Origin of the sequence: Phenylobacterium ferrooxidans (genome assembly GCF_042714595.1) — a bacterium.
Lineage (GTDB): Bacteria > Pseudomonadota > Alphaproteobacteria > Caulobacterales > Caulobacteraceae > Phenylobacterium > Phenylobacterium ferrooxidans.
Genome location: NZ_JAOTJD010000069.1, coordinates 1 through 13,163, shown reverse-complemented (window position 1 = coordinate 13,163; position 13,163 = coordinate 1). Strand labels below are relative to the sequence as shown.

At 67.2% G+C, this 13,163-nt stretch carries 10 protein-coding genes and 2 pseudogenes; 5 read left to right on the top strand and 7 right to left on the bottom strand.

The window, feature by feature from the left end; all coding sequences use genetic code 11:
* Window positions 1-145: 145 nt before the first annotated feature.
* The 5 genes and pseudogenes from OCL97_RS21980 to bufA1 all read right to left on the bottom strand — a co-directional run.
* Window positions 146-1,555 carry a hypothetical protein gene (locus OCL97_RS21980; protein WP_377371830.1) on the bottom strand — a complete coding sequence of 470 codons (1,410 nt, stop codon included), beginning with the start codon at window positions 1,553-1,555 and terminating at the stop codon, window positions 146-148.
* Window positions 1,555-2,322, bottom strand: coding sequence for an HvfC/BufC family peptide modification chaperone (locus OCL97_RS21975; RefSeq protein ID WP_377371829.1), 768 nt, complete (start codon window positions 2,320-2,322; stop codon window positions 1,555-1,557). The genes OCL97_RS21980 and OCL97_RS21975 overlap by 1 nt, the downstream gene beginning before the upstream one ends.
* Window positions 2,319-3,143: an MNIO family bufferin maturase gene (bufB, locus tag OCL97_RS21970; RefSeq protein ID WP_377371832.1), complete on the bottom strand. Its 825-nt coding sequence runs from the start codon at window positions 3,141-3,143 to the stop codon at window positions 2,319-2,321. The genes OCL97_RS21975 and bufB overlap by 4 nt, the downstream gene beginning before the upstream one ends.
* 60 nt (window positions 3,144-3,203) lie before the next feature.
* Window positions 3,204-3,473, bottom strand: a complete 270-nt coding sequence (locus OCL97_RS21965) for a BufA1 family periplasmic bufferin-type metallophore (RefSeq protein ID WP_377371828.1) — start codon at window positions 3,471-3,473, stop codon at window positions 3,204-3,206.
* Window positions 3,474-3,583: 110 nt separating this feature from the next.
* Window positions 3,584-3,694, bottom strand: a pseudogene (bufA1, locus tag OCL97_RS21960) (BufA1 family periplasmic bufferin-type metallophore); the annotation flags it as partial.
* 228 nt (window positions 3,695-3,922) lie between these two features.
* Here bufA1 and OCL97_RS21955 point away from each other — a divergent pair.
* Window positions 3,923-4,618, top strand: a complete 696-nt coding sequence (locus OCL97_RS21955; protein ID WP_377371827.1) for an SDR family oxidoreductase — start codon at window positions 3,923-3,925, stop codon at window positions 4,616-4,618.
* Between the two features lie 325 nt (window positions 4,619-4,943).
* Here OCL97_RS21955 and OCL97_RS21950 read toward each other — a convergent pair whose 3' ends face one another.
* On the bottom strand, window positions 4,944-5,684 hold the full coding sequence (locus OCL97_RS21950; protein ID WP_377371826.1) for a carbonic anhydrase: 741 nt from the start codon (window positions 5,682-5,684) through the stop codon (window positions 4,944-4,946).
* Between the two features lie 114 nt (window positions 5,685-5,798).
* Here OCL97_RS21950 and OCL97_RS22660 point away from each other — a divergent pair.
* From OCL97_RS22660 to OCL97_RS21940, 3 genes and pseudogenes are all read left to right on the top strand, one after another.
* Window positions 5,799-5,933: pseudogene (locus OCL97_RS22660) on the top strand (IS6 family transposase); the annotation flags it as partial.
* A 334-nt stretch (window positions 5,934-6,267) separates the two neighbouring features.
* A complete protein-coding gene (locus tag OCL97_RS21945; protein ID WP_377371825.1) occupies window positions 6,268-8,283 on the top strand; it encodes a TonB-dependent receptor plug domain-containing protein in 2,016 nt (671 codons plus the stop codon).
* A gap of 108 nt (window positions 8,284-8,391) precedes the next feature.
* The gene (locus OCL97_RS21940; protein WP_377371824.1) at window positions 8,392-10,419 is read left to right on the top strand and encodes a TonB-dependent receptor plug domain-containing protein; all 2,028 of its coding nucleotides are present in this window, start codon (window positions 8,392-8,394) and stop codon (window positions 10,417-10,419) included.
* Between the two features lie 45 nt (window positions 10,420-10,464).
* Here the strand turns inward: OCL97_RS21940 and OCL97_RS21935 are convergent, their stop codons facing one another.
* On the bottom strand, window positions 10,465-12,333 hold the full coding sequence (locus OCL97_RS21935; protein ID WP_377371831.1) for a peptide MFS transporter: 1,869 nt from the start codon (window positions 12,331-12,333) through the stop codon (window positions 10,465-10,467).
* A 187-nt stretch (window positions 12,334-12,520) separates the two neighbouring features.
* Here OCL97_RS21935 and OCL97_RS21930 point away from each other — a divergent pair, with 187 nt between their 5' ends.
* On the top strand, window positions 12,521-13,024 hold the full coding sequence (locus tag OCL97_RS21930) for a DUF427 domain-containing protein (protein ID WP_377371823.1): 504 nt from the start codon (window positions 12,521-12,523) through the stop codon (window positions 13,022-13,024).
* The last annotated feature ends 139 nt before the right edge of the window (window positions 13,025-13,163 follow it).

Below are 13,163 nucleotides of genomic sequence, written 5' to 3'. Positions count from 1 at the left end.
CGCTTCATCGACGGCCCCAAGGCTGCTGCGTCGATGCTAGATTCTAAGCTGCTTCGCCGTTTTTACACAGCCTGGACCCAAAGCGGACCATCACGGGGTCCAATTCAGGGAAGCCCTGGCCAGACCCACGATTAACGCTAAACGTTTAGCGCATAAGTTTTGCGAGGACTACGGCGAGACCTGGATCAGGCGTATCCGAGGGCCGCTCGCCATAGCTGCCGGCCGAGCCGCCAAGCGGGGCGCCGAACAGGCTAAGGGCCAGGGCCGCCTCGTCGGGGGCGGGCGCCCCGGCGTCGTCGGGGCGGCGGACCGAGATCAGCGCCAGGACATTGCGCACCGTGGAGGCGGCGGCCTTGGCCGAGGTTCCCGGCAGGGGAACCGCCACCAGCGAGCGCTTGGCTTCCGTGCTGCGGGTTAGCGCGCCCAGAGAGCCGATCAGCACCGTCTTGTCATAGGGCTCGCGGACCGGGACCTCGATATGGGTCTTCTCGGTATTGAGCAGGCTGGCGCCGCGGCCGCTTTCGACCACGCTCTGGGCGCTGATCTTGGAATATTCGAGCACCACGGTCAGATCGGCATGGTCGCGGCCGATGGCGTTGGGGGTGACGTTAATGCTGATCCCCACCTCGCGCTCGATGGGGTCCTGATCGTCGCCGTGGGGTACGATCAGCACAGAGCCGCCCTCGAGGAATTTGGAGGTCTTGCCCAGGCGCGCCAGCACCAGGGGGCTGGCCTCCAGGGACACGCGGCCCACGTCGCGGGTCGCCAGGTTGAGGGAATAGGTGACCCCCGACAGGGTCACCGCCACATTGCCCGTCGTGCTGGAGCCGGAGTCGCCATAGCTGTAATTGACCAGGGAGCCGCCGAAATTGATCGACAGGCTGTCCAGCAGGCTGATGCCGCTGTCCAGCGCGGCGGTGCGCGCGTCGCGGATGATATAGGCCTCGATCACGACGTTCTGGTCGCTGTCGGCGCCCGCGGCCGGGGCGGGCGGCGGCGGGGCGGGCGGCGCGGGCCGCCAGTTGGCCGCCCCGGAAAAGGCGCGGTCGAGGAAGGGGCTCCGCTGCCCGGCCGACACCGCGCCGGCATAGGCCTGACGGGCCAGTTCGGGCCGCTGCGCGCGATAGGCGGTCAGGGCCAGGGGCAGGGCCAGATCCCCCACCTTGCCACGGCGATCGGCGGCGGCCGCCAGGTCCCCCAGGGCCTCGTCATACTCCCCCAGCCGGTAGTGGGCTGCGGCCAGGCCCACCAGGGGCTCCCACAGGTCCGGGGCCAGGCGCGACGCGGTGCGGAAGCCGCTCTTGGCCAGTTCGATGTCGCCGGAGGTGGCTCCGGGGTGCTCCAGCAGCCCCTGGGCGGTCCACATGTGGGCGCGAGCGTTGAGCGGATCACGGCGCACGGCCTCGAAGCCCTGGGGCCCGGCCGGATCGCCCACCAGGGCCATGGCGTGGTCGAGCCGGGCCGAGGCGCAACCGGCCAGCAGGCCGCTGAGCCCGAGGATGGCGGCCACCCGCGCGCGCGCGACGACGCCCCGTCTTCCCGGCAATGTCATCATCAGATCGCGCCCCCAAACACGTCAGCTTCGCCCGCCCCGGGGCCGGTGTCCACGCCCGGCCGCGCCAGCCCCTGGGCGAAGGCGAAGGCCAGGGCCGCCGGCAGATCGAAATCGTCGCTTTCAACCCGGGCGGCGGCGTCGCCGAGGCTGTGGCCGTCCATGAGCGCCTGCAGGAAATCCGCGGCCCCCGGCGGCAGGACGCGCACCAGGACGTCCATCTGCGGGCGACAGACCACCACATCCTCGGCGCGCCAGTCCTCCACCGGGACCCAGTCGGCGGCCAGGTTGTGCTCCCACAGGGTGGCGGCGGGAAAGGGCGAGCGCAGGACGAAGACCGCGGCGTGCAGGCGCAGGCGCACATCCAGCGCGCCCTCGCCGTTCAGCCATTGCAGCTCGTCCGCTCCGAGCGGCAGGAGGTCCTGGGCGTGATAGGCCCGCGTCACCGCAGCTTCGATCCGCGCCACATCGGCGAGATAGGGGATGTCGGCGGCCGGCGGGAAGGCGGCGATAAAGTCAGGCAGCCCGTCCCCATAGGCTAGCAGGACGGGCTCGCGCGGCGGGCTGGCCTGGATAAACTCCCGCGCCATGGCGTGGAAATACTCCTCCCCCACGATGCTTAGGGTGGCGGGAAAGCCGATGGCCAGGGCGGCCGCCAGCGAGGCCATGCGGTTATTGCGGTGGATGTCCAGCCGCGGCTCCGGCGTTCCGGCCAGGGACCCCGCCCCATGCAGGGCGGCGCAAAACGCCTCTTGCCGCGCCAGGTTCACGCCGCGTGCGACCGCAGGGGCGTCAGGATCGCCTCGGCCTTGGCCGCCTCCGCCAGCAGCTCGGGCCAGGCGGGCACATCGTTGTCCCATTCGATCAGGGTGGCGATGGGCCCGGCCTGGGCGATGACGCCCGCATAGAGCCCCCACACCGCCGCGCTCACCGCCGCGCCATGGCTGTCGATCAGCACCCCGTCGTCCCGGCGCGTGTGGCCGGCCAGATGGATTTCCCCCACCGCCTCCAGGGGCAGGGCCGCAAGGTACCGCGCCGGATCGAACCCCAGGTTCACCGAGGAGACGAAGACGTTGTTGACGTCCAGCAACAGGCCGCAACCGGTGCGGCGCGCCACCTCGGCCAGGAAGTCGGGTTCCTCCAGGGCGCTGTCTTCAAAGCTCAGATAGAGGGAGGGATTCTCCAGCAGGATCGCGCGGCCCAGCACCGCCTGGGTGCGGTCCACATGCTCGCAGACCCGCGCCAGGGTCTCGGCGGTATAGGCCAGGGGCAGCAGGTCAGCGAGGAACTCGCCACCGTGGCGCGACCAGGCCAGGTGCTCGGAAACGCTCTGCGGATCATAGCGCGCGCAGAGCGCCGCCAGCCGCTGCAGGTGGTCGTCGTCCAGGGCCTCAGCGCCGCCGATCGACAGGGCGACCCCGTGCAGTGAGAGCGGGTAGTCTTCCCGCAGCCTCGACAGCATGGCGTGCGGCGGCCCGCCCGCGCCCATGTAGTTCTCCGCGTGCACCTCGAAGAAGCCGATCGCCTGAGGCGCCGCATTGATGGCGCCGAAATGCTGCGGCTTGAACGAGACGCCGGCGCGGGGCGGCAGGCGCGTCAGCACGGCCCTACTTGCTGCTGGTCGGCCTGCCCGGCCCCTGTATTCGAGCCATCATTTCTTTGACGGCGGGGTGGTCTTGCCACCTTCCTTCTCGCAGGTGCCCTTGGCCACGTATTTCCATTCGTTGGGGTCTTTGTCCTTCTTGGCCTGACCGGCGCAGGAATGAACCCCAGCGGAGTCGGCGCAATCGTTCTGCCCGGCCTTGGCGATGCCGTAGCACTTCTCCTTATCGCCCGCCGCCGAGGCGGTGGTGGGGACCGCCAGCAGGGCGAGGGTGGCGCTGAGCGCGGTGGCGAGGAGGGCGGTGGAGGGGCGGGTCATAGCGTTCTCACATTGGAGCTGTCATCGGGCCGTCTCGCTGATGACCTTCCAGGGCCTCGGCGCATTTCGCAATATTTTTTTGGCCGACGGAAGGGGGTCCTATCGGCACATCAGTTGCCCGCGGTGAGCTTGCCGCCTTCCTTCTCGCAGGCGCCCTTTGCGACGCATTCCCGCTCGGAGGGGCTATTATCGCTTTTGGCCTGACCGGCGCAGGAATGAACCCCGTTGGCGTCGGCGCTTCTCGGAACCGGATGTCGAGGTCTGCTTTCGGCTGATTTCGCAAAGGCAGGCTGCTGCGTCGATGCTCGATTCTAAGCTGCTTCGCCGTTTTTGCACAGCCTGGGCCCATGGCGGACATTGTGACCTAATTGTACGCTAAGCCTCCCCGGCTATCGTTAAAGGTGCGGGCGGTTCTGCAAACCGCAACAGCAACAACAGCCTGATTAACGATGGAGCGGCCTGTGCCGAGGACTGTAGTCATCATAGGCGCCAGCCGCGGAATCGGACGGGAAATGTGTCGGCTGTACGCCGAACGCGGCGACAGAGTGATCGCGGGCGTGCGAGCCCTGCCAGCGGTCATTGGCGCGAGCGCGATGTCATCCCTCATCCAGTATAGAGTCGTTGATGTAGGTTCGCCTTTGTCAGTGGGCGCTTTCCAGGATGCTCTCGCAGGGACACCTGTTGACATACTCATCAACAGCGCCGGGGTGCTCGGTGGCGATCGGCAGAATTTAGATGACATGGACTATGAGGCGTGGCGGCATGCCTTTGACATCAATACGATCGCCCCGTTCCTCGTGACAACTGCGCTGCTCGACAACTTACGGGCCGCTGACGAAGCTAAGGTCATCACGCTCACGAGCCAGATGGGTTCGCTCAATCAGAGAAGCACAGGGTCATATGCCTACCGCAGCTCCAAAGCGGCGGCCAACAAGGTCATGCAGGTGATGGCATTGGAGTTGGAGGCCGAGGGGATCGTTGTCTGTCCTGTGCATCCAGGTTGGGTCAAAACAGACATGGGCGGCCCCCAAGCGGATATCACGGTCGAAGAGAGTGCGTCGGGGCTTGTGACGCTGATTGACCGCTTAACCTTGGCGCAAACAGGCCGCTTTTGGACTTGGGAGGGCGTCGAACATCCTTGGTGACGACGACGCGAGTGAGACCGCCCAACATCCGCCCACCACCCTTTTTATGCGCTCAGACGGGCTGCTTTGTGACAGTGGCTTCAAGGTCCGGTTCCGGCCCGCTAGCCTGTCTCTGCTCCCGAACCTTAGGGGGCTTTGCGGCTGGTTGCTGTCAACCTGACAAAACCGGCCGAACAGATGTCCGCACCCCGCAGATCCACCCCTCAAACCCAAACTAACTCTTGCAGATCAGGGGCCGTCCACAGATGTCAGTCCTGTCGCGGCCGCCCACGTCTGGTGGACCTCGGCCCGACAATTGCGGAGGTACTGACACCGACAGGCAGGCCTATTCGCCGAAGAGGACAGACCTGCCGTGCAGCGGCTGAACCATGCGGTTGGATGGGCCCAGCGCCGCTGACAAGGCCGCGATCTGTTCCGCTGAGGCCGTGATCGGCGTCGACAGAACATTCCAGCGCACGCCCTCGCTGCAGGGCGGTGTCGTCAGCGAACCGGAGTAGGCGAAATAGCGTCGGTCCGCTGGCAGCAGCAGGACAGGGTCGATGCCCGGACGGGTCACGCCCGCCTCGCCGACCCGCGATGGCAGGGCCGCCAGCAGGGCCGCCAGCGCCGGATTGGGGGCGCCCTCGTTGACCAGCACCCCGACTACGGCCAGGGCCCCGTCGGCATTGCGGTTCACGAAATGGATCTCCGCCGGATAGGCCTTTCCGTTCAACGTATGCTCGCTGCGCGAATGGAAATGGAACTGCGCCAGGTCGTAGATGTCCGTCCCGATTGTGGTCCGGCCGGGCGTTCCAGGCGTGAATTGCAGGGTGTGGCCATTGTTGAGAAATACCCCCGGCCCGGCCGCGTATGCGGTGACGATATCCGGCAGGTCCATCGCCGCCGCCGCAGTCAGCGCCACTGGCGACTGGCCCGGTCCTACCGGACACTCGCCACCCCAATGCGCCTGGTCGGAATAGGTCCAGTGCTCCCCTCCCTCAGCCGAACCCTTGATCTGGGCAACCTCGGCCGAGGGCGCGGATGCCGCCAGCGCCAGAACTGCCGCAGTTGCAAATAACAGTCTCATCTGTCGTCTCCTCGGAAGACTCGTCGACTCGACGAAGAAGGCCATTAAGGGGTGCTGTCAGGCAAACGCTAAACCGTCTCCACTATGGGCTTGGTGGATGGAGCGGAGGCTGCGGTGAGACCGATTTCCTACAAGCGGCATCGGTTTCCGCCCAATGTCATCCAGCATGCGGTGTGGCTGTATTTCCGGTTCACCCTGAGCCTGCGGGAAGTCGAGGAATTGCGGGAGCAATGGGGCGTGGAGGTCAGTCTCTTTGCGGCTGCTGCCCGAGGTTGGCTAGAACATCTGCTCCCCACCCATCCCCGACGCTCGGAAGGTCCGCTTGCCACGTGCGCGCCGCGCCTAGCCACGCGGACACGCCGCCGCGACCACTTTATGAGTACACGACCTAGCGCCGCCTAACATGACGGCGAATTCACATAACGCCGGTTGACACAAGAACTACGGTTGTAAATTCTCCAAATTACAGGCGTAGTCCGTCAGGCCCCACCAACCTTTCCTCGATTTAATCCAGGTTACGGGCATTTAATTGGCGTGGCTCCCTGGGCGCAGCTCACCTGCGCCGGCACTGGGGAACCGTCACATGATACCTGCCTTGAGCCTGGCCGCCGTTCTGGCCGCCGCTGTTCCGGCCATCGCCATGGCCCAGCCCGCCACCCAGGGCGTGATCAGCTATCCCCCCGCCTATTTCGCCGAGCAGCGGCCCTCCACGGCGCTCGACATGGTTCAGCGCCTGCCCGGCTTCTCGATCGACGGCGGCGACGATGTCCGCGGCTTCGAGGGCGCGGCCGGCAACGTGCTGATCGACGGGGCTCGGCCCACCTCCAAGACCGACGACATCGAGGAGATCCTGCGCCGCATCCCCGCCGCCCAGGTGGACCACGTCGAGCTGATCCGCGGCGGCGCGCCGGGGATCGACATGCAGGGCAAGTCGATCCTGGCCAATGTGGTCAAGGTGAAGGGGGCGGGCTTCCAGGGCCTGATCGCGCTGGCCAACAACCACGTCATCGACGACGGTCGCAACAGCTCGGGCATTCGTCTGGAGGCCTCCGGCCAGGCCGGGCCAGGCTCCTGGGAAGGCGGCCTGCGCTACGGCCAGGGGATCGACGACGGCTCCGGCCCCGGCCGCCACGTGCGGCTGGCCCCCGGCGGGACGCCGCTGATCGTGTCGGACATCGACAGCCATGGCCGCGGCTACCAGTGGGTGGCGACCGGGGCCTATGAGACACCCCTGGCGGGCGGCAAGCTGAAGATCAACGCCCGCGGCTTCTGGGATTGGTACGAGTTCAACCAGCTCGACTGGATCACCTTCCCGGCGCCGGCCCTGGAATCGGTGAACTACAGCGAGGACGTCTACGAGACCGAGCTGGGCGCCCGCTACGAGCGCGCCCTGGGCGCCCGCATGAACCTGGAACTGGTGGGGCTGCAGAAGCTCACCGGCGCCGACATCGTCTCGCCGTTCCGCTCGGCGGGGGGCGGCTCTGACTTCTTCCTGGACCAGAAGACCAACGAGAGCATCGGCCGCGGCGTGCTGAAGCACCGCCAGAGCGAGCGCCTGTCCTTCGAGGTCGGGGCCGAGGCCGCCCTCAACGTCCTGGAGAGCGAGACCGACCAGCTGAGCAACGGCGTCCCCGACATCCTGCCCGCGGCCGACGTGAAGGTGACCGAGACCCGGGGCGAGGTGTTCGGCAAGTCGGTGTGGAAGCCCTTGCCTACCCTGACCCTCGAGGGCGGCCTGCGCTACGAGGGCTCGGCCCTCACCTCGGAGGGCGACGTCACCCTCGAAAAGACCCTCTACTTCCTCAAGCCTCGCGTGGCGGGCAGCTGGGCACCCAGCGACAGGACCCAGGTCCGCTTCCGCTACGAGCGCGTCGTGGGCCAGCTGGACTTCGACGACTTCGTGGCCGATTCCTCCCCCAACAGCGGCGGCCTGGCGGTGGGCAACCCGGCCCTGACGCCGGAGCAGGCCTGGGTGAGCGAGCTCGCCTTCGAGCAGCGGTTCTGGACCAAGGGCGCCGTGGTGCTGACCCTGCGCCACTCCAAACTCACCGACGTCATCGACCGCGCCCCGATCTTCTCCGGCGCCCTGGTGTTCGACGCCCCCAGCAATATCGGCGACGGGACCAAGGACGAGCTGATCCTCAACGCCACCCTGCCCCTGGACCGCGTTCTCAAGGGCGCCCAGCTGCGCGGCGAGTCCACCTGGCGCCGCTCGGAGGTCACCGATCCCACGACGGGCGAGAAGCGCGAGATCTCCGGCCTGCGGCCCCTGGAGTGGGAGGCCCACTTCACCCACGACCTGCCGCAATGGAAGATGAACTGGGGGTTCGACGTCTTCAGCGCCTGGCGCGAGACCTCCTACAAGTACAACGCCATCTACACCGACAAGCTCAAGACCTGGATGGTGCTGTTCGCCGAGTGGAAGCCCCGGCCCGACCTGAACGTCCGCGCCGAGCTCAACAATTTCACCGAGCGCGGCTTCCGTCACACCACCACGGCCTATGCCGGGCCGCGCAACACCGCGGCGGTCAAACACATCGACGATCGCGACATCCAGTTCGGCCGCGGCCTCTATGTCCGCGTGCGGAAGACCTTCTAGAATCCCGATTTCCGCAAACCTTTCCGCGATTTAATCCACCTTACGGGCATTTAATTGGCGCCAGCTCCGGGTCGCAGGCCACCTGCGGACACACTGGGGAACCGTCACATGCTACGTATCTTCACCCTCGCCGCCCTGCTCGCCAGCGCCGCGCCGGCCGCCCTGGCGCAGACCGCCGCCGCCACGTCCAGCGCCCAGGGCGTCATCAGCTATCCGCAGGCCTTCTTCGCCGAGCAGCGGCCGGTCACCGCCTATGACATGGTCGGCCGCCTGCCGGGCTTCACCCTGGATACCGGCGACAACGTGCGCGGCTTCGAGGGCGCCGCCGGCAACGTCCTGATCGACGGCGGCCGGCCCACCTCCAAGACCGACACCCTCGACGACATCCTGCGCCGCATCCCGGCCGGCCAGGTGGACCATATCCAGCTGATCCGCGGCGGCGCGCCGGGCGTCGACATGCAGGGCAAGTCCATCCTGGCCAATGTGGTCAAGGTGAAGGGCGGCAAGCTGCAGGGCCTCGTCCAGGTCGGCCAGGCCCTGGGCTACGACGGCCGCTACAAGTTCGGCGTCCGGGTCGAGGGCTCGGGCCCGACCGGCCCGGGCGCCTGGGAAGGCAGCCTGCGCTACGGCGAGGGCATCGACGACGGCGCCGGCGAGGGCCCGCACCTGGTGCTCAACCCCGCCGGCGTGGTGGTGGAGCGCTCCGACATCGACAGCCACGGCGCGGTCCACCAGTGGATCGGCTCAGGCGCCTACGAGACGCCGGCCTTCGGCGGCAAGCTGCGGGTCAACGGCCGCATCTTCGACGACAACTATCGCTACAACGAGCTCAACTGGCTGAAATTCCCGGTCACGGGCCTGGAGTCCTCCAACGACAGGCAGGACCGTTTCCAGACAGAGGTCGGCGCCAACTTCAAGCGTGAGCTGGGCGCCCGCACCAATCTGGAGCTCCTGCTGCTCCACCAGACCGAGGACTATTCCTACGGCTCGCGGTTCCGCTCGACCCCCACCGACTTCGACTTCAAGCTGGGCAAGGACATCAGCGAGACCATCGGCCGGGGCGTGTTCAAGTTCCGCCAATCCGAGACGCTCTCGTGGGAAGCCGGCGCCGAGGCGGCTCTGAACAAGCTGGAGAGCAAGACCGCCTTTTCCCAGGACGGGGTGGCCATCCCCCTGCCCGCCTCCAACGTCACGGTGGAGGAGAAGCGCGGCGAGATCTTCGTGAAGGCCGTCTGGCGGCCCACCAGGACCTGGACCGTCGAGGGCAGTGTTCGCGAGGAGGGCTCGGCCATCTCCTCGGACGGCGACGTCAGCCTGGAGAAGACCCTCTACTATACCAAGCCCCGGGTGGCGGCGACCTGGGCCCCGAGCGCCAACACCCAGGTGCGGCTGCGCTTCGAGCGGGTGGTGGGCCAGCTGGACTTCGACGACTTCGTGGCCACGTCGTCGCTCGGCACCGGCGTCATCACCGCCGGCAATCCGGACCTGGTCCCGGAACAGGCCTGGGTGAGCGAGGCGGCGATCGAGCAGCGCTTCTGGACCAAGGGCGCCGCGGTCCTGACCCTGCGCCACTTCGCGCTCACCGACGCCATCGACCGCGCCCCGGTCTTCGGGCCGTCCGGCGCCTTCGACGCCCCCAGCAATATCGGCGACGGGACCAAGGACGAGTTGCAGGTCACCCTGACCCTGCCGCTGGACCGCTTCATTCCGGGCGCCCAGCTCCGCGGCGACTCCACCTGGCGCCGCTCGGAGGTCACCGACCCCACCACGGGCGCCAAGCGCGAGATTTCGGGGCTGCGTCCCCTCGACTGGGAGGCGCACTTCTCCCAGGACCTGCCGCAATGGCGGGCGACCTGGGGGGTCGACGCCTTCGGCGCCTGGCGTGAGACCTATTACCGCTTCGACCAGATCTCCACCGACAAGCTGAAGACCTATGTCACCCTGTTCGCCGAGTGGAAGCCCAGGCCTGACCTGCTGGTCCGGGCGGAGATCCAGAACGCGACGGCGCGCGGCTTCCGCCACACCCGCCAGCTCTATTCCGGCCCCCGCGGCGCCAACCCGCCGACCGCCATCGACGACCGCGACATCCAGGTCGGCCGCGTCTTCTACGTCCGGGTCAGGAAGAGCTTCGGGTGACCGAGGCTTTTCCTCCCCCGCGACGCAGGGGAGGAAAACGCTCTCTTACTCCGGCTTGGCCGAGACTTCCTCGCCGTGGGCCCAGCCGCGGACCAGGAAGCTGATCAGCACGAAGAACACGCCGCAGCCGACGCCGGCCCAGCCCAGGGTCGTGAAGCCGTTCAGGGAAGCCGCCAGGGCCGCCTGGGGATCGAGCACCTGACCGCCGATGCTCTCGGTGCCCATCAGGCCGGCGATCTTGCCGCCGACCTTCGCCGCGATGGACGAGGACAGGAACCAGACCGCCATCATGAAACTGGCCACCGAGGGCAGCGACAGCTTGGTGATCTCCGACAGGCCCACGGGCGACAGGAAGAGCTCGCCGGTGGTGTGCAGCAGGTAGAGGAAGCCCAGCAGCATCAGCGGCACCCGGAAGGCGGAGTCCGCCAAGCCGGCGCCCCAGACCACCACCAGGAAGCCGAGACCCACCTGGACCAGACCCAGGCCGAACTTCATCGTCGGGTTCAGGTCGAGATTGCGCCGGGCCAGATAGGCCCACAGCGCGGCGAAGACAGGAGCGAAGATCAGGATGAAGGCGGCGTTGAACGACTGAGTCTGGGCCGCCCCGATCGAGGAATCGATGAAGAAGACGCTGGCGGGATCTAGGCCGATGGCGCGGATCTGGTCCGGCGTCCCGACCGGAATCCCCAGGAAGGTCACCGCCTGGGAGGTGATGGTCATGTCCACATTGGTGGAGGCGAAGAGGTTGAGAGAACTACCGGCCTGTTCAAACAGGGTGAAGAACACCACCGCTCCGAAGATCAGGATCACCGCCAGCATCATCCGCTGACGCTCCACCCAGGTCTTGCAGCCCATCACGATGACCGCAGCGATCACGGCAATGGAGGCCAGGGTCGAGACGATCAGAGCCGTATCCACCATGTCGCTGTGGGGAACCAGCAGCCAGACTAACCCGACACCAAGAATGGCGGCGATATAGATCAGCCATTCGCGGTTGATGGGCCCGAGGAGCGGGCGCGCCAGCAGCTCGGGGTTCGGCGGCTCGCCCTTGCCGTCCAGGTGCTTCTTGCCCAGGACGAAGACGATGAAGCCCAGGGCCATGCCGACCCCGGCCAGGCCGAAGCCCGCCCACCAGCCCACCGTCTGGCCCAGCAGGCCGCACAGGATCGAGGCCCAGAAGGCCCCCAGGTTGATGCCGTAATAGTAGAGGGTGAAGCCCGAATCCCGCCGCGGATCGCCCTGCGGATAGAGCTGTCCGACGATGGTGGAGATGTTGGGCTTGAGGAAGCCCACCCCCATGATGATCAGGGAGACGGCCAGGTAGAAGGCGTTCACGCCGCTCTGGTCCTGGGTGGTCTCCATCTTGAAGCTGTCCTTGGGCAGGACCTGCGGCAGCGGGCCGGCCTCGCCCAGGCCCTTGATCTCCAGGCCGCCACCCTCGGCGGGACCGAACTCATAGGGCTTGCCGCCGACGTTCAGGTGGACCTGGCGGGCGTCGACGCGGCCGGTGGCGGCCACCTCGTAGCTCTGGCCCGCATAGACCAGGTTCTGGGTGGCGGGGCGGCCCTCATAGGCCATCATCCCGTGACCGGCCACCAGCAGCAGGGCGCCGAAGGCCACGGCCTTGCGGGTGCCCAGATAGCGGTCGGCCAGCAGGCCGCCCAGCAGGGGCAGAAGATAGACCAGCGCGGTATAGGAGCCGTACTGCGCCGAGGCCGTGGCCTGGTCGAACAGCAGGTGCTGGGTGAGGTAGAAGATCAGGATGGCGCGCATCCCGTAGTAGGAGAAGCGCTCCCACATCTCGGCGAAGAACAGGATGATCAGCCCACGCGGGTGGTGCTTGAGCATCTGGAGGAGCACGGGGAGGCCGGTCACAATCGTGACGACGATCCCGAGCATGACAACGAGGTTCAACATGAAGACGGTCTTCCGATCCCTGGGAGGCCGGCATGCATCGGGGTTGTTTCACCCCCGCCGGGCTGGTTTGGCGCGAGAAGATCACGGTCAAGTCGCCAGCACAAGCAAGCGGCCACCCCCGCATGGTGACGCTGGACCCCGCCCGCCATCTCAGGCGTTCAGTCCGCGCAAGGAGGCGCTTCCCATGAAAATCCCCGGTCCCGACCATCCCATCACCATCAGCCCCGGCGGCGGCCGCTGGCGGGTGCAGTTCGCCGGCCACGTGATCGCCGACTCGGGCGACGCCGTGGTGCTGAAGGAAGCCGCCTACAAGCCGGCCATCTACTTCCCGCGCGAGGATGTCTCGATGGAGTACTTCTCCCGCACCGACCGCTCGACCCACTGCCCCTACAAGGGCGACGCGGCCTACTACACGGTGCTGATGGACGGCCAGTTCGCGGAGAACGGCGTCTGGACCTATGAGGAGCCTTTCCCGGCCATGGAGCAGATCCGCGGGCGGCTGGCCTTCTATCCCGACAAGTTCGAGATCTACGCCGTGGACGATGACACCGTCGACCCGACCCACGTCCACACCGAACGGAGCGCCATCGACGAGGCGGTCCTGCACACCGACTCAGGCGCCGGCGCCAGCCAGAAGGAACACTGGCCGGCCAACACCAATGATGCGCCGGGCGCGGAGCGGGTTTAGGCCAAGGCCCACCTTTCCTCCCCCGTTCACGGGGGAGGGGGACCGCGCGAAGCGCTAAAATTCAAACGTCATCCCGGCCGCAGCGAAGCGGAGAGCCGGGACCCAGGGGCCGCATTCAATCCCCCTGGGTCCCGGGTCT